The organism is Pseudomonas deceptionensis (genome assembly GCF_900106095.1).
Lineage (GTDB): Bacteria > Pseudomonadota > Gammaproteobacteria > Pseudomonadales > Pseudomonadaceae > Aquipseudomonas > Aquipseudomonas deceptionensis.
This window is the reverse complement of record NZ_FNUD01000002.1, coordinates 827,501-844,084: the sequence shown is the minus strand read 5'-3', so window position 1 is coordinate 844,084 and position 16,584 is coordinate 827,501. Positions and strand designations below refer to the sequence as shown.

Annotated in this window: 10 protein-coding genes, 2 tRNA genes and 4 rRNA genes (1 of these 16 running past the window's edge); 8 read left to right on the top strand and 8 right to left on the bottom strand. The window is 54.1% G+C overall.

Going from position 1 to position 16,584, the window contains the following annotated elements:
• Window positions 1-16: 16 nt before the first annotated feature.
• The 8 genes from BLW11_RS03655 to BLW11_RS03620 form a co-directional block, all read right to left on the bottom strand.
• Complete coding sequence (locus tag BLW11_RS03655) at window positions 17-310, bottom strand: DUF2388 domain-containing protein (protein ID WP_048362279.1); 294 nt, start codon at window positions 308-310, stop codon at window positions 17-19.
• 187 nt (window positions 311-497) lie between these two features.
• A complete protein-coding gene (locus BLW11_RS03650; RefSeq protein WP_048362280.1) occupies window positions 498-815 on the bottom strand; it encodes a DUF2388 domain-containing protein in 318 nt (105 codons plus the stop codon).
• Between the two features lie 301 nt (window positions 816-1,116).
• The gene (locus tag BLW11_RS03645; RefSeq protein ID WP_048362281.1) at window positions 1,117-1,332 is read right to left on the bottom strand and encodes a DUF1127 domain-containing protein; all 216 of its coding nucleotides are present in this window, start codon (window positions 1,330-1,332) and stop codon (window positions 1,117-1,119) included.
• 317 nt (window positions 1,333-1,649) lie between these two features.
• Window positions 1,650-3,140: an acetyl-CoA hydrolase/transferase family protein gene (locus BLW11_RS03640; protein WP_048362282.1), complete on the bottom strand. Its 1,491-nt coding sequence runs from the start codon at window positions 3,138-3,140 to the stop codon at window positions 1,650-1,652.
• Between the two features lie 181 nt (window positions 3,141-3,321).
• The gene (locus tag BLW11_RS03635; RefSeq protein WP_048362283.1) at window positions 3,322-4,758 is read right to left on the bottom strand and encodes an NAD(P)(+) transhydrogenase (Re/Si-specific) subunit beta; all 1,437 of its coding nucleotides are present in this window, start codon (window positions 4,756-4,758) and stop codon (window positions 3,322-3,324) included.
• Window positions 4,755-5,078, bottom strand: coding sequence for an NAD(P) transhydrogenase subunit alpha part 2 (locus tag BLW11_RS03630; RefSeq protein WP_003438157.1), 324 nt, complete (start codon window positions 5,076-5,078; stop codon window positions 4,755-4,757). The genes BLW11_RS03635 and BLW11_RS03630 overlap by 4 nt, the downstream gene beginning before the upstream one ends.
• An 11-nt stretch (window positions 5,079-5,089) precedes the next feature.
• A complete protein-coding gene (locus BLW11_RS03625) occupies window positions 5,090-6,211 on the bottom strand; it encodes a Re/Si-specific NAD(P)(+) transhydrogenase subunit alpha (RefSeq protein ID WP_048362284.1) in 1,122 nt (373 codons plus the stop codon).
• Between the two features lie 436 nt (window positions 6,212-6,647).
• Window positions 6,648-7,544 (bottom strand): LysR family transcriptional regulator, encoded by an 897-nt coding sequence (locus BLW11_RS03620; protein WP_048362285.1) that lies wholly within the window; start codon window positions 7,542-7,544, stop codon window positions 6,648-6,650.
• Between the two features lie 158 nt (window positions 7,545-7,702).
• On the opposite strand from BLW11_RS03620, the gene BLW11_RS03615 reads away from it, so the two are divergent.
• From BLW11_RS03615 to BLW11_RS03580, 8 genes are all read left to right on the top strand, one after another.
• Complete coding sequence (locus BLW11_RS03615) at window positions 7,703-8,884, top strand: acyl-CoA dehydrogenase (RefSeq protein WP_016782959.1); 1,182 nt, start codon at window positions 7,703-7,705, stop codon at window positions 8,882-8,884.
• A gap of 14 nt (window positions 8,885-8,898) precedes the next feature.
• Entirely contained in the window at window positions 8,899-10,119 is a 1,221-nt protein-coding gene (locus BLW11_RS03610; RefSeq protein ID WP_048362286.1) for a CaiB/BaiF CoA transferase family protein, read from the top strand.
• Window positions 10,120-10,559: 440 nt separating this feature from the next.
• Window positions 10,560-12,096 (top strand): 16S ribosomal RNA (locus tag BLW11_RS03605).
• 81 nt (window positions 12,097-12,177) lie between these two features.
• Window positions 12,178-12,254: transfer RNA gene (locus BLW11_RS03600), tRNA-Ile, on the top strand.
• Window positions 12,255-12,282: 28 nt separating this feature from the next.
• Window positions 12,283-12,358 (top strand) — tRNA-Ala (locus tag BLW11_RS03595).
• Window positions 12,359-12,604: 246 nt separating this feature from the next.
• Window positions 12,605-15,496, top strand: a 23S ribosomal RNA gene (locus tag BLW11_RS03590).
• A gap of 151 nt (window positions 15,497-15,647) precedes the next feature.
• Window positions 15,648-15,763 (top strand): 5S ribosomal RNA (gene rrf, locus BLW11_RS03585).
• A 480-nt stretch (window positions 15,764-16,243) separates the two neighbouring features.
• Window positions 16,244-16,584, top strand: a 16S ribosomal RNA gene (locus BLW11_RS03580) (it continues 1,196 nt past the right edge of the window).
• The 16S, 23S and 5S rRNA genes sit together here with 2 tRNA genes alongside, the layout of an rRNA operon.

Below are 16,584 nucleotides of genomic sequence, written 5' to 3'. Positions count from 1 at the left end.
CAGAAGAAGCGGGTATTTATTGGACGAGAATTGCCTGTGCCAGTTCAAGGTCGCTGGCACTGAATGTTGGCGGGTGCTGGCGCAGATAACGCAGGGCAGATTCCAGCTGGGCCCCCCGTATTTGGCCATCACTGGCAATAAAGACGGCGGCGTCATCCTGGGCGGCACGTATTAGTTTGCGATCAAAAGGCGCGGACGTCACTTTACTGGTGACGTAACCACTGAGCACCAGATTCTGGGTGGTCAGGTCGAAGGCGTTGGCTGATTGAGTCCAGCAGAGAGCGAGCAGAGCAAATAAGGAAAAACGCATGGGTCTCGAGGCTGTTTGAATGAGATCCAAGGCTAGCGTAATGGCCGGGGCAGGGCCAGCGCGGTTCCACGTTCTGTAGCCGCTGCCGCAGGCTGCGATAAGGACCGAAGGGCCTTCGCTTTTGTAAAACAGGGCTGCTACGCAACCCATCGCAGCCTGCGGCAGCGGCTACAGGATTTTTACCGGATCAGATCGTCAGGATGGCCTGGGCCAGTTGGGCGTCAGTGGCTTGCAACAGAGGTGCGTGCTGACGGATGGCCTCAAAGGCGCTTTCGAGTTTCACGCCACGGATAGTGCCTTCGCTGGCCACGAAGCTGGCAGCGTCGTCACGGGCAGCACGTACGATCTTGTTGTCACGGAACGAGCCGGTGGCATCAGATGTCAGGTCGGACGTCGCTTTGAGGGTGCCCACGATGCCATCGGTAGTAACGATGAAGCTTGTGGCGTTGGCGCTTGCTGCAACGGCCAGCAGAGCCGCCGCGCTAAGTAGGCGAAGTGTGGACATGGTGAGACTCCTGAATATGAACTTATGAAAATAGACGGTTATGGGCCGAATAGTAGGCTCAGGGTTGCATCAGGCAAAGGATGTTTTAACCGGTACCGTAGTTAAAGTGCTCTAAACCGGGTATTTGGCAAACTGTACCTGCCTTGTTTTTAATAATTTAAAACTGTACCTGTCGCATGACCAGTACTCAAAACCCTGCCCCATAAACGACAAAACCCGTCAGCGGTCACCCGCGACGGGTTTTGTTTTTTCAATTCTGGGTGCTGGCGTTGGACCGGTGGTCAGGGCCAGCGAGCGCTCATTAGCGCCAGAACGGCTTGCTCAGCTCTTCGTAACGCTGTGCTTCGCTAATCCCGGCATCAGCCAGAAGACGCGAGTCCAGGCGAGCCAGTTGATGGCGGCTGGAGATACGGCGCTGCCACAACATCAGGTTGGCAAATACGCGCAAAGGCATGGAAGCCTGGTTGTTTACAGTGTTGCTTTCGCTGAACAGTTCGGAACTGAGTGTACGTTCCATGGTGTCATCCTTCCGCTTGTGGCGGCATTGGCTAGTGGTTTAACTGATGCCAATGATCCTCCTCTTTGTCCAGGGTCTCTAGATACAGTTCACCTGTATTGCGATGGGCCAGTTAACTGTTTATAGGGGCTGTACGGTTAGAAATGAGCGCAACTGTACCTGTACGCACTTTAATGGTGCGTAAGTGGCGATATCGACAGGGAGAGGGGGTGTTTTTAGCTGAATATGACCAGTACAGCAGTACAGTTTTTGAAACTACAGCCCAAAGAAACCGCCGACGAAACAGTGTTTTCGTCGGCGGCTGTCTAGTCCGGGTGTTACGGCAGCATCTTCCCGGTTTCTTCCAGGTTGATATGCCAGCTCAGGGCTTCACGCAGGATGTGTGGCGTGTGGCCGCCAATCGCGCAGGCCTTGGTGAAGTAGTCATTCAGGGCTTCACGGAAGTCCGGGTGGACACAGTTGTCGATGATCACGCGTGCACGCTCACGTGGGGCCAGACCGCGCAGGTCTGCAAGGCCTTGCTCGGTGACCAGGATGTCGACGTCGTGCTCGGTGTGGTCGACGTGGCTGACCATTGGCACCACGCTGGAGATCGCCCCGGCCTTGGCAATGGACTTGGTCACGAAGATGGCCAAGTGTGCGTTGCGGGCGAAGTCGCCCGAGCCGCCGATGCCGTTCATCATCCGCGTGCCGCAGACGTGGGTGGAGTTGACGTTGCCGTAGATGTCGAACTCCAGGGCCGTGTTGATGCCGATGATGCCCAGGCGGCGAACCACTTCGGGGTGGTTGGAGATCTCTTGCGGGCGCAGTACCAGTTTGTCCTTGTAGCGCTCGAGGTTGCCGAACACGTCCGCGTTGCGACGTTCCGACAGCGTGATCGAGCTGCCCGACGCAAAGGTCATCTTGCCAGCGTCGATCAGGTCGAAGGTCGAGTCCTGCAGTACTTCGGAGTACATGGTCAGGTCTTCGAACGGCGAATCGATCAGGCCGCACATCACCGCGTTGGCGATGTTGCCGATACCGGCTTGCAGCGGGCCGAGCTTGTTGGTCATGCGGCCTGCTTCGACTTCCTGCTTGAGGAAGTTGATCAGGTGAAAGGCGATACCGTCGGTTTCGCTGTCAGGCTCGGACACGGTGGACGGTGAGTCCGGCTTGTTGGTGATCACGATGGCGACGATTTTTTCCGCCGGGATCGGGATTGCGGTGCTGCCGATACGGTCGTCGACTTTCACCAGCGGGATCGGTGTGCGGGTCGGGCGGTAGGTCGGGATATAGATGTCGTGCAGACCTTCCAGGTTCGGGTTATGCGCCATGTTGATCTCGACGATCACCTGTTTGGCGAAAATCGCGAAGCTGGCGGAGTTACCCACAGAGGTCGTTGGAACGATATGGCCTTGCTCGGTAATGGCAACGGCTTCGATAACCGCGATGTCCGGCAGCTTGAGCTGATTGTTGCGCAACTGCTCAACGGTTTCGGACAAATGCTGGTCGATAAACATCACTTCGCCAGCGTTGATTGCCTTGCGCAGGGTGCTGTCTACCTGGAATGGCATGCGGCGCGCCAGTACACCGGCTTCGGTCAATTGCTTATCAAGGTCGTTGCCCAGGCTTGCGCCGGTCATCAGGGTGATTTTCAGTGGCGACTTTTTAGCCCGCTCGGCCAGGGCCTGGGGGACGGCTTTGGCTTCACCGGCACGGGTAAAACCGCTCATGCCGACGGTCATGCCGTCTTGGATAAGGGCGGCGGCTTCTTCGGCGCTCATGACCTTATCGTGCAGGGAGTTCAGGCGAATACGTTCACGGTACATGGATTGGTATCTCGGGCAACGGAAGCAAGAGGCGCAGTCTATTCATTTTCAGAGCCTTTCGTCCCGCTACCATGGTCGAATGCCAGCGGCCGATTTAGAGCCTTTGGTCGGGTTCTTCGGAAAAAGAAAAACCCCGGCCAATCCAGCGCCGGGGTTCTCGGTATTGCGGTGATGCAGGATTTTACTCGACCGCTTTAACCATATCTTCAATAACTTTTTTGGCGTCACCGAAGACCATCATGGTTTTATCCAGATAAAACAATTCGTTATCCAGACCGGCATAACCACTGGCCATTGAGCGCTTGTTAACGATGACGGTTTTGGCTTTATAAGCTTCGAGGATCGGCATGCCTGCAATCGGCGATTTAGGATCGTTCTTGGCGGCCGGGTTAACCACGTCGTTGGCGCCCAATACCAGCACCACATCCGCCTGGCCAAACTCGGAGTTGATGTCTTCCATTTCGAACACCTGGTCGTAAGGCACTTCGGCCTCGGCCAGCAATACGTTCATGTGGCCCGGCATCCGGCCGGCAACCGGGTGGATCGCATACTTCACGGTCACGCCACGGTGGGTCAGCTTTTCGGTCAGTTCTTTGAGCGCGTGTTGCGCCCGTGCTACCGCCAGGCCGTAACCCGGAACGATGATCACAGTGTCGGCGTTCATCAGCAGGAAGGTGGCGTCATCGGCAGAGCCGGACTTCACCGGGCGTGCTTCCTTGGCGCCAGCCGGACCTGCGGTGTCTACTGCGCCACCAAAGCCGCCGAGGATCACGTTGAAGAACGAACGGTTCATCGCCTTGCACATGATGTACGACAGGATCGCACCCGAAGAGCCTACCAGCGAACCGGCAATGATCAGCATCGAGTTGTTCAGCGAGAAGCCGATACCGGCCGCTGCCCAACCCGAGTAGCTATTAAGCATCGACACCACGACCGGCATGTCTGCGCCGCCAATCGGGATGATGATCAGCACGCCCAGTACGAACGCCAGAGCCAGCATCAGTGCGAACGCGTTGAGGTTGCCGGTCAGCATAAAGGTGATGCCCAGACCCAGCGTGGCCAGGCCAAGCACCAGGTTCAGCTTGTGTTGGCCGCTGAACTGTACCGGTGCACCCTGAAACAGGCGGAACTTGTATTTGCCCGACAGCTTGCCGAAAGCGATCACCGAACCTGAGAAGGTGATTGCGCCAATGGCTGCGCCCAGGAAAAGCTCCAGACGGTTGCCCGCCGGGATAGCGTCGCCCAGGTGTTTGACGATGCCCAGCGATTGCGGCTCAACCACGGCTGCGATGGCAATGAAAACTGCAGCGAGGCCGATCATGCTGTGCATGAAAGCGACCAGCTCAGGCATTTTGGTCATTTCGACGCGTTTGGCCATGATCGAGCCAGCGGTGCCGCCGACCAACAGGCCGACAATCACATAGCCGATACCGGCGGTGGCAATCTCAGCGCCCAGCTTGTAGATCAGACCGACCGTGGTAATGATCGCCAGGCCCATACCGAGCATGCCGAACAGGTTGCCGCGCCGCGAGGTGGTGGGGTGCGACAGGCCTTTGAGGGCCTGAATGAAGCAGATCGATGCAACCAGATACAGAACAGTGACCAGGTTCATGCTCATGGCTTGCGCACCTCTTCTTTGGCTTTAGGTGCTTTCTTCTTGAACATTTCCAGCATGCGCCGGGTGACCAAAAATCCACCGAATACGTTTACAGCAGCCAGCGCGACCGCCAGGGTGCCCATGGTTTTACCCAGTGGGGTAACAGTCAGTGCGGCGGCGAGCATGGCGCCCACAATCACGATCGCCGAAATGGCGTTGGTAACGGCCATCAGGGGGGTGTGCAGCGCAGGCGTTACGTTCCAGACCACGTGATAGCCCACATAAATGGCCAGCACGAAGATGATCAGGTTGTAGATACCGGGGGAGATGAGCTCTTCCATTATTTTTATCCTCAGCCGTTTTTGCGCACGACTTGACCGTCGCGGCACATCAGGCATGCGGCGACGATGTCGTCTTCAAGGTTGATCTGGAACTGCCCTTCGGGTGTGAAGACCAGCTTGAGGAAATCCAGCAGGTTGCGGGCATAGAGCGCCGAAGCGTCGGCGGCAACCATGGCTGCCAGGTTGGTGTGGCCGACGATGGTCACGCCGTGTTCAACCACCACTTGATCGGCGACGGTCAGCGGGCAGTTGCCCCCTTGGGCCGCGGCCAGATCGATGACCACAGAGCCGGGCTTCATCTGCGCCACGGTTTCGGCGCTCAACAGCACAGGCGCCTTGCGGCCCGGGATCAGGGCAGTGGTGATCACGATGTCAGCCTGTTTGGCGCGCTCGTGAACAGCCAGCGCCTGGCGCTGCATCCAGCTGGTGGGCATCGGGCGGGCATAACCCCCTACGCCGACTGCGCATTCGCGTTCTTCGTCGGTTTCGTAAGGCACGTCGACAAACTTGGCGCCCAGGGATTCGATCTGCTCTTTAACGGCAGGTCGTACATCGGAAGCCTCGATCACGGCGCCCAGGCGCTTGGCGGTAGCAATCGCCTGCAAGCCAGCAACACCTGCACCCAGAATCAACACGCGAGCGGCTTTTACAGTCCCGGCGGCGGTCATCAGCATCGGCATGAAGCGCGGATAGTGATGAGCGGCGACCAAGACGGCTTTATAGCCGGCAATGTTGGCTTGGGATGACAGCACATCAAGACTTTGCGCACGAGAGGTTCGGGGGGCGGCTTCGAGAGAGAAGGCGGTGATCCCGTGCTCGGCCAGTTTGGCAATGGTTTCATTGCTGAACGGGTTGAGCATGCCAATCAGCACGGTTCCGGTTTTAATCAGGGCCAGTTCGCTGTCGCTTGGGGCGACAACCTTGAGAATCAGCTCTGCGCCGAAAGCATCTGTGGCGTTGCCAATAGTCGCACCGGCGGCTTCATAAGCACTGTCAATAACACTGGCATTAATGCCGGCGCCGCTTTGAACAGTCACTTTATGGCCTTGGCCGATCAGCTTCTTGATGGTTTCCGGGGTTGCAGCAACCCGCGTTTCACCCGTTTGGGTTTCGAGAGGAACACCAATGTGCACGTCATATCTCCTGCGTGATCTTTTATAAGAAAGCCAGCGCACTACGGATGGTGCGACTGGGGCGGCCGATCAGCACGATCCCGCCAAAGTATGGGCGGGGCGAGGCATTCTGCTGGCAATTTTTTTACCCTTCAAGAACTTATGGAGGGTGACGGGATATTAACTACAAGTCATGCAGTGACCGAATGTCGCAACGGTCGGCTACATGCCTTTAAATACGTGGCTTACAGCGGATTTAGATGTTTTTATAGTTTTTTTCACATTTCTTTTGGTTATCGCTGCATAACTTTGAGAAATACCCTGCAGGCCGCGTGGTTACTGGTCTCTAGGTTTATCAAGTTAGACTTAAGTACACAGTGTTTAATGGCGACATTTACTTATATATGTAGTGCAATTATTGGTGTCACTACATAGTTTGTCTGGACGATGCGACACTTTAAATCAGGCTGTAGCTCTCGGCCTGCTTGATCAGCCAGTCTCGAAAGGCCTGCAGTGAGGCTGACTCGATTTTGCGTTCGGGGATCATCAGGTAGTAAGCCTTGGTACTCAGCAGGGTGAGTTCATTGGCAATCACCAAGCGTTTTTCGGCCAGTTCGCGCTGAATCAGAAAGGGCGGGATCAGGGCGACGCCCATCTCGTGCATGGCAGCTTGGGCCAGCATCGAAAACAGTTCATAGCGTGGCCCGGTCATATCCCGTGGTACGTTCATGTCCTGGGCGTTAAACCACTGGCGCCAGGCATAGGGGCGGGTGGTTTGTTGCAGCAGTGGGAGTTCGGCGAGGGCCTGAGGGCTCAGCTGCTGGAGTGTGCCTAGCAATGCAGGGCTGCACACCGGCACAGGGTTTTCGCCCATCAGGCGGTAGGACGATGTGCCAGACCAGTCGGCATCACCGAAATAGATGGCCGCATCAAAGTCAGTATCGGCAAACAGAAAAGGCCGTGTGCGGTTTGTCAGGTTTACCGTGACGTCCGGGTGTTGCTGCTGAAAGTCCTTGAGGCGAGGTAATAGCCATTGCGTCCCGAAAGTGGGTACTACGGCCAGCTCAATCACGTTGGCGCCCTGTTGACCCATGACGGACAGCGTGTCCCGTTCTACGGCATCCAGCTGGGTTGCAATGCGCCGGCTGTAGGAAAGGCCTGCTTCGGTCAGTTTTACGCCGCGTTTAGAGCGTCGGAAGAGTTCTACGCTCAGGAATTCTTCCAGGCTGGCGATCTGTCGGCAAATAGCCCCTTGAGTGAGGGATAGTTCGTTAGCGGCCTTGGTAAAGCTTTCATGGCGTGCGGCCGCTTCGAAGCTGATCAGGGCTGTTGTGCTGGGGATCTTGCGGCGCATGTACGGCTTCCTCACTAAATGCAGCCAGTAAAGGCTATTTATCGAGTTACGGAGTGAGAAATTATCACAGGATGGTGCTGAATCCTCGTTTGTCCTTCTATATAGAAGGGGCCTAGGATCGGCTCACGACATTTGATCTATTACGCGAGGGTTCACTCATGGCGGGTAAAGCAAGCTTCAACTGGATTGATCCACTGTTGCTGGATCAGCAGCTCACCGAAGAAGAGCGCATGGTGCGTGACAGTGCCGAGCAGTTTGCTCAGGACAAGTTGGCGCCGCGTGTTCTTGAAGCTTTCCGTAATGAGAAGACCGATCCTGCGATCTTTCGCGAAATGGGTGAAACCGGTTTGCTGGGTGCAATGATCCCTGAGCAGTACGGTGGCAGCGGTCTCAACTACGTCAGCTACGGCCTGATCGCTCGTGAAGTGGAGCGGGTCGACTCGGGTTACCGCTCGATGATGAGCGTGCAGTCGTCTTTGGTGATGGTGCCGATCAATGAATTTGGTACCGAGGCCCAAAAACAGAAGTATCTGCCTAAGCTGGCGTCTGGCGAGTGGATTGGTTGCTTTGGTCTGACGGAGCCCAACCACGGCTCTGATCCTGGCGCGATGATTACCCGTGCTCGTTCGGTTGATGGCGGCTACAGCCTGACGGGCAGCAAGATGTGGATCACCAACAGCCCGATCGCCGATGTGTTTGTGGTGTGGGCGAAAGATGATGAAGGTGACATCCGTGGCTTTGTTCTGGAAAAAGGCTGGAAGGGTCTGACTACGCCTGCGATTCACGGCAAGGTTGGCTTGCGTGCGTCCATTACTGGCGAAATCGTGATGGATAACGTGTTTGTGCCGCAAGAGAACATCTTCCCGGATGTTCGTGGTCTGAAAGGTCCTTTTACCTGCCTGAATTCGGCTCGTTACGGCATCTCCTGGGGAGCGCTGGGTGCTGCTGAGTTCTGCTGGCACACGGCGCGTCAGTACACCCTGGATCGTCATCAGTTTGGTCGGCCTTTGGCTGCAACCCAGTTGATCCAGAAAAAGCTGGCCGATATGCAGACCGAGATTACGCTGGCCCTGCAGGGTTGCCTGCGTTTGGGTCGGATGAAGGATGAAGGGACTGCGGCTGTTGAGATTACGTCGATCATGAAGCGCAACTCATGCGGCAAGTCGTTGGATATTGCGCGTATGGCCCGCGACATGCTGGGTGGTAACGGTATCTCGGATGAATTCGGGGTTGCGCGCCATCTGGTCAACCTGGAGGTTGTGAACACCTATGAAGGCACACATGACGTTCATGCCTTGATCCTTGGTCGTGCGCAGACCGGCCTTCAGGCGTTCTATTAACAGGAGCTCGGCTCATGGGTGCTTTATCGCATTTGCGGGTGTTGGATTTGTCTCGGGTACTGGCAGGGCCGTGGGCCGGGCAGATACTGGCGGACCTTGGAGCCGAGGTTATCAAGGTTGAGCGCCCGGGCAATGGTGATGATACTCGCGCGTGGGGGCCACCCTTTCTCAAGGATGCTTATGGTGAGAGTACGGGGGAGGCGGCCTATTACTTGTCTGCCAACCGTAACAAGCAGTCGGTAACTATCGATTTCACCAAGCCGGAAGGACAGCAGCTGGTTCGTGATCTGGCAGCCAAGTCCGACATTCTGATTGAGAACTTCAAGGTGGGTGGTCTGGAGGCTTATGGTCTGGACTATGCGTCGCTCAAGGCATTGAACCCGGATTTGATCTACTGCTCGATTACGGGGTTCGGTCAGACCGGTCCCTATGCCAAACGGGCGGGTTATGACTTTATGGTTCAGGGGCTAGGTGGCCTGATGAGCCTGACGGGAAGGCCCGAGGGTGATGAGGGGGCGGGGCCGGTAAAGGTAGGGGTTGCGCTGACCGACATCTTGACCGGGCTTTACTCGACCGTAGCGATTCTGGCCGCCCTGGCTCATCGTCAGCATGATGGTGGCGGGCAGCATATTGATATGGCGCTGCTGGACGTGCAGGTGGCTTGTCTGGCGAATCAGGCGATGAACTATTTAACTACGGGCGTTGCACCGCAGCGCCTGGGTAATGCTCATCCTAATATCGTTCCTTATCAGGATTTCCCCACGGCAGATGGCGACTTTATTCTCACGGTAGGGAACGACAGTCAGTTCCGTAAATTTGCTGAAGTGGCAGGTCGACCTGAGCTGGGTGGGGATCCGCGCTTTGCTACCAACAAGCTGCGTGTTGCTAATCGGGCGGAGCTGGTACCGCTTATCAGGCAGCTCACTGTGTTCAAGACTACAGCTGAGTGGGTGGCGCAGCTGGAAGCGGTTGGCGTGCCTTGTGGGCCGATCAATGATCTGGCTCAGGTGTTCGCTGATCCTCAGGTGCGTGCCCGCGGGTTGGCGATGCAGCTACCGCATGCGTTGGCGGGTCTTGTGCCGCAAGTGGCGAGCCCTATCCGGTTGTCCGTAACGCCAGTGGAGTACCGCAATGCACCTCCTTTGTTGGGTGAGCATACTCAGCAAGTGCTGGAGCAGGTGTTGGGGTTGAAGTCGGGAGCGGTAGAGGCTTTGCGCCGGTCTGGCGTGCTGTAGCTATATAGAGGGGTGCGTCAGCACCCCTCTATATAGGTGCATTTAGGGCTATTTGGAGTTTATTGATAGTTTTACTCAATTAGCCCTTGACTAGGATTTTTAGCGGCCTATAATTCGTCCCACTTCCGGCGCAGTTGAAACGGAAAACTCCTTGAGTATCAATGAGTTGGATTGTTTTGCAGTGTCAGCTTCAAGTCATCGAAGCAGGAAATTAGGTGTTGACAGCAGCTTGTAACGCTGTAGAATGCGCACCTCGGTTCAGCGAAGGCTCAACCAACCGCTCTTTAACAACTGAATCAAGCAATTCGTGTGGGTGCTTGTGGAGTCAGACTGATAGTCAACAAGATTATCAGCATCACAAGTTACTCCGCGAGAAATCAAAGATGTAACCAACGATTGCTGAGCCAAGTTTAGGGTTTCTTAAAAACCCAAAGATGTTTGAACTGAAGAGTTTGATCATGGCTCAGATTGAACGCTGGCGGCAGGCCTAACACATGCAAGTCGAGCGGTAGAGAGGTGCTTGCACCTCTTGAGAGCGGCGGACGGGTGAGTAATATCTAGGAATCTGCCTGGTAGTGGGGGATAACGTTCGGAAACGGACGCTAATACCGCATACGTCCTACGGGAGAAAGCAGGGGACCTTCGGGCCTTGCGCTATCAGATGAGCCTAGATCGGATTAGCTAGTTGGTGAGGTAATGGCTCACCAAGGCTACGATCCGTAACTGGTCTGAGAGGATGATCAGTCACACTGGAACTGAGACACGGTCCAGACTCCTACGGGAGGCAGCAGTGGGGAATATTGGACAATGGGCGAAAGCCTGATCCAGCCATGCCGCGTGTGTGAAGAAGGTCTTCGGATTGTAAAGCACTTTAAGTTGGGAGGAAGGGCATTAACCTAATACGTTAGTGTCTTGACGTTACCGACAGAATAAGCACCGGCTAACTCTGTGCCAGCAGCCGCGGTAATACAGAGGGTGCAAGCGTTAATCGGAATTACTGGGCGTAAAGCGCGCGTAGGTGGTTTGTTAAGTTGAATGTGAAATCCCCGGGCTCAACCTGGGAACTGCATCCAAAACTGGCAAGCTAGAGTATGGTAGAGGGTAGTGGAATTTCCTGTGTAGCGGTGAAATGCGTAGATATAGGAAGGAACACCAGTGGCGAAGGCGACTACCTGGACTGATACTGACACTGAGGTGCGAAAGCGTGGGGAGCAAACAGGATTAGATACCCTGGTAGTCCACGCCGTAAACGATGTCAACTAGCCGTTGGGAGTCTTGAACTCTTAGTGGCGCAGCTAACGCATTAAGTTGACCGCCTGGGGAGTACGGCCGCAAGGTTAAAACTCAAATGAATTGACGGGGGCCCGCACAAGCGGTGGAGCATGTGGTTTAATTCGAAGCAACGCGAAGAACCTTACCAGGCCTTGACATCCAATGAACTTTCTAGAGATAGATTGGTGCCTTCGGGAACATTGAGACAGGTGCTGCATGGCTGTCGTCAGCTCGTGTCGTGAGATGTTGGGTTAAGTCCCGTAACGAGCGCAACCCTTGTCCTTAGTTACCAGCACGTAATGGTGGGCACTCTAAGGAGACTGCCGGTGACAAACCGGAGGAAGGTGGGGATGACGTCAAGTCATCATGGCCCTTACGGCCTGGGCTACACACGTGCTACAATGGTCGGTACAAAGGGTTGCCAAGCCGCGAGGTGGAGCTAATCCCATAAAACCGATCGTAGTCCGGATCGCAGTCTGCAACTCGACTGCGTGAAGTCGGAATCGCTAGTAATCGTGAATCAGAATGTCACGGTGAATACGTTCCCGGGCCTTGTACACACCGCCCGTCACACCATGGGAGTGGGTTGCACCAGAAGTAGCTAGTCTAACCTTCGGGAGGACGGTTACCACGGTGTGATTCATGACTGGGGTGAAGTCGTAACAAGGTAGCCGTAGGGGAACCTGCGGCTGGATCACCTCCTTAATCGACGACATCAGCTGCTCCATAAGTTCCCACACGAATTGCTTGATTCATTGAAGAAGACGATAGAAGCAGACCAAAATTGGGTCTGTAGCTCAGTTGGTTAGAGCGCACCCCTGATAAGGGTGAGGTCGGCAGTTCGAATCTGCCCAGACCCACCAATTTTGTGTAAAAAGCCTGTAGAAATATGGGGCCATAGCTCAGCTGGGAGAGCGCCTGCCTTGCACGCAGGAGGTCAACGGTTCGATCCCGTTTGGCTCCACCATAACCTGCTTCTGTGTCGTAAAGCTTAGAAATGAGCATTCCATCAAACGATGGTGAATGTTGATTTCTGATCTTTTGATTAGATCGTTCTTTAAAAATTTGGGTATGTAATAGAAAGTTAGACTGGATAACACTTTCACTGGTGTTTATTCAGGCTAAGGTAAAATTTGTGAACGTTCTTAATTGAACATGCGAATTTTCGGCGAATGTCGTCTTCATAGTATAACCAGATTGCTTGGGGTTATATGGTCAAGTGAAGAAGCGCATACGGTGGATGCCTTGGCAGTCAGAGGCGATGAAAGACGTGGTAGCCTGCGAAAAGCTTCGGGGAGTCGGCAAACAGACTTTGATCCGGAGATGTCTGAATGGGGGAACCCACCTAACATAAGTTAGGTATCTTAAGCTGAATACATAGGCTTAAGAAGCGAACCAGGGGAACTGAAACATCTAAGTACCCTGAGGAAAAGAAATCAACCGAGATTCCCTTAGTAGTGGCGAGCGAACGGGGACCAGCCCTTAAGCTGTATTGATGTTAGCGGAACGCTCTGGAAAGTGCGGCCATAGTGGGTGATAGCCCTGTACGCGAAAACATCTTTGCAGTGAAATCGAGTAGGACGGAGCACGAGAAACTTTGTCTGAATATGGGGGGACCATCCTCCAAGGCTAAATACTACTGACTGACCGATAGTGAACTAGTACCGTGAGGGAAAGGCGAAAAGAACCCCGGAGAGGGGAGTGAAATAGATCCTGAAACCGTATGCGTACAAGCAGTGGGAGCCCACTTTGTTGGGTGACTGCGTACCTTTTGTATAATGGGTCAGCGACTTATTTTCAGTGGCAAGCTTAACCGAATAGGGGAGGCGTAGCGAAAGCGAGTCTTAATAGGGCGTCTAGTCGCTGGGAATAGACCCGAAACCGGGCGATCTATCCATGGGCAGGTTGAAGGTTGGGTAACACTAACTGGAGGACCGAACCGACTACCGTTGAAAAGTTAGCGGATGACCTGTGGATCGGAGTGAAAGGCTAATCAAGCTCGGAGATAGCTGGTTCTCCTCGAAAGCTATTTAGGTAGCGCCTCATGTATCACTGTAGGGGGTAGAGCACTGTTTCGGCTAGGGGGCCATCCCGGCTTACCAAACCGATGCAAACTCCGAATACCTACAAGTGCCGAGCATGGGAGACACACGGCGGGTGCTAACGTCCGTCGTGAAAAGGGAAACAACCCAGACCGTCAGCTAAGGTCCCAAAGTTATGGTTAAGTGGGAAACGATGTGGGAAGGCTTAGACAGCTAGGAGGTTGGCTTAGAAGCAGCCACCCTTTAAAGAAAGCGTAATAGCTCACTAGTCGAGTCGGCCTGCGCGGAAGATTTAACGGGGCTCAAACCATACACCGAAGCTACGGGTATCACTTAGGTGATGCGGTAGAGGAGCGTTCTGTAAGCCTGTGAAGGTGAGTTGAGAAGCTTGCTGGAGGTATCAGAAGTGCGAATGCTGACATGAGTAACGATAATGGGTGTGAAAAACACCCACGCCGAAAGACCAAGGTTTCCTGCGCAACGTTAATCGACGCAGGGTTAGTCGGTCCCTAAGGCGAGGCTGAAAAGCGTAGTCGATGGAAAACAGGTTAATATTCCTGTACTTCTGGTTATTGCGATGGAGGGACGGAGAAGGCTAGGCCAGCTTGGCGTTGGTTGTCCAAGTTTAAGGTGGTAGGCTGGAATCTTAGGTAAATCCGGGATTCTAAGGCCGAGAGCTGATGACGAGTTGTCTTTTAGACAACGAAGTGGTTGATGCCATGCTTCCAAGAAAAGCTTCTAAGCTTCAGGTAACCAGGAACCGTACCCCAAACCGACACAGGTGGTTGGGTAGAGAATACCAAGGCGCTTGAGAGAACTCGGGTGAAGGAACTAGGCAAAATGGCACCGTAACTTCGGGAGAAGGTGCGCCGGTGAGGGTGAAGCATTTACTGCGTAAGCCCATGCCGGTCGAAGATACCAGGCCGCTGCGACTGTTTATTAAAAACACAGCACTCTGCAAACACGAAAGTGGACGTATAGGGTGTGACGCCTGCCCGGTGCCGGAAGGTTAATTGATGGGGTTAGCTAACGCGAAGCTCTTGATCGAAGCCCCGGTAAACGGCGGCCGTAACTATAACGGTCCTAAGGTAGCGAAATTCCTTGTCGGGTAAGTTCCGACCTGCACGAATGGCGTAACGATGGCGGCGCTGTCTCCACCCGAGACTCAGTGAAATTGAAATCGCTGTGAAGATGCAGTGTATCCGCGGCTAGACGGAAAGACCCCGTGAACCTTTACTATAGCTTTGCACTGGACTTTGAATTTGCTTGTGTAGGATAGGTGGGAGGCTTTGAAGTGTGGACGCCAGTCTGCATGGAGCCAACCTTGAAATACCACCCTGGCAACTTTGAGGTTCTAACTCAGGTCCGTTATCCGGATCGAGGACAGTGTATGGTGGGTAGTTTGACTGGGGCGGTCTCCTCCTAAAGAGTAACGGAGGAGTACGAAGGTGCGCTCAGACCGGTCGGAAATCGGTCGTAGAGTATAAAGGCAAAAGCGCGCTTGACTGCGAGACAGACACGTCGAGCAGGTACGAAAGTAGGTCTTAGTGATCCGGTGGTTCTGTATGGAAGGGCCATCGCTCAACGGATAAAAGGTACTCCGGGGATAACAGGCTGATACCGCCCAAGAGTTCATATCGACGGCGGTGTTTGGCACCTCGATGTCGGCTCATCACATCCTGGGGCTGAAGCCGGTCCCAAGGGTATGGCTGTTCGCCATTTAAAGTGGTACGCGAGCTGGGTTTAGAACGTCGTGAGACAGTTCGGTCCCTATCTGCCGTGGACGTTTGAGATTTGAGAGGGGCTGCTCCTAGTACGAGAGGACCGGAGTGGACGAACCTCTGGTGTTCCGGTTGTCACGCCAGTGGCATTGCCGGGTAGCTATGTTCGGGAAAGATAACCGCTGAAAGCATCTAAGCGGGAAACTTGCCTCAAGATGAGATCTCACTGGAACCTTGAGTTCCCTAAAGGGCCGTCGAAGACTACGACGTTGATAGGTTGGGTGTGTAAGCGCTGTGAGGCGTTGAGCTAACCAATACTAATTGCCCGTGAGGCTTGACCATATAACACCCAAGCAATTTGCGTCGAAGAGACCAGATTGCGGTGTGTGAAGACGATACAAACCGAAAGTTTGCGACTCACAAAACACCACTCTATTACATACCCATTCGCTGGAGCGTGAACCGAAAGGTAAACGACCTGGCTACCGAATTTCTTGACGACCATAGAGCATTGGAACCACCTGATCCCATCCCGAACTCAGTAGTGAAACGATGCATCGCCGATGGTAGTGTGGGGTTTCCCCATGTGAGAGTAGGTCATCGTCAAGATTAAATTCCAAAATCCCTGTCTGCTCGCGCAGACGGGGATTTTGTTTTTGTATAAGTACAAGCTTTGTAAAAAGCCTGTGCTGTTAATCAGGCCATTTGCCTGGCTAACACCTCGATTATCTCAATCGAAAGAAGCAGGAAATAAGGTGTTGACAGCAGCGTGTAACGCTGTAGAATTCGCCTCCCGCTAACGAGAGATCGAAAGCGCAAGTGGTTGATGTTACAGGGGAAACTTTGAAAACATCTTAAAATAACCGCTTGACAGCAACAGAGGCTGCTGTAGAATACGCGCCTCGGTTCAGCGAAAGCTAAACCAACCGCTCTTTAACAACTGAATCAAGCAATTCGTGTGGGTGCTTGTGGAGTCAGACTGATAGTCAACAAGATTATCAGCATCACAAGTTACTCCGCGAGAAATCAAAGATGTAACCAACGATTGCTGAGCCAAGTTTAGGGTTTCTTAAAAACCCAAAGATGTTTGAACTGAAGAGTTTGATCATGGCTCAGATTGAACGCTGGCGGCAGGCCTAACACATGCAAGTCGAGCGGTAGAGAGGTGCTTGCACCTCTTGAGAGCGGCGGACGGGTGAGTAATATCTAGGAATCTGCCTGGTAGTGGGGGATAACGTTCGGAAACGGACGCTAATACCGCATACGTCCTACGGGAGAAAGCAGGGGACCTTCGGGCCTTGCGCTATCAGATGAGCCTAGATCGGATTAGCTAGTTGGTGAGGTAATGGCTCACCAAGGCTACGATCCGTAACTGGTCTGAGAGGATGATCAGTCACACTGGAACTGAGACACGGTCCAGACTCCTACGG

Coding starts and splice junctions, on each gene's coding strand:
- BLW11_RS03615 (WP_016782959.1), top strand. CDS start 7,703: ATGGCGGGTAAAGCAAGCTTCAACTGGATTGATCCACTGTTGCTGGAT.
- BLW11_RS03655 (WP_048362279.1), bottom strand. CDS start 310: ATGCGTTTTTCCTTATTTGCTCTGCTCGCTCTCTGCTGGACTCAATCA.
- BLW11_RS03630 (WP_003438157.1), bottom strand. CDS start 5,078: ATGGAAGAGCTCATCTCCCCCGGTATCTACAACCTGATCATCTTCGTG.
- BLW11_RS03610 (WP_048362286.1), top strand. CDS start 8,899: ATGGGTGCTTTATCGCATTTGCGGGTGTTGGATTTGTCTCGGGTACTG.
- BLW11_RS03640 (WP_048362282.1), bottom strand. CDS start 3,140: ATGTACCGTGAACGTATTCGCCTGAACTCCCTGCACGATAAGGTCATG.
- BLW11_RS03635 (WP_048362283.1), bottom strand. CDS start 4,758: ATGAGCATGAACCTGGTCACTGTTCTGTATCTGGTTGCATCGATCTGC.
- BLW11_RS03650 (WP_048362280.1), bottom strand. CDS start 815: ATGTCCACACTTCGCCTACTTAGCGCGGCGGCTCTGCTGGCCGTTGCA.
- BLW11_RS03620 (WP_048362285.1), bottom strand. CDS start 7,544: ATGCGCCGCAAGATCCCCAGCACAACAGCCCTGATCAGCTTCGAAGCG.
- BLW11_RS03645 (WP_048362281.1), bottom strand. CDS start 1,332: ATGGAACGTACACTCAGTTCCGAACTGTTCAGCGAAAGCAACACTGTA.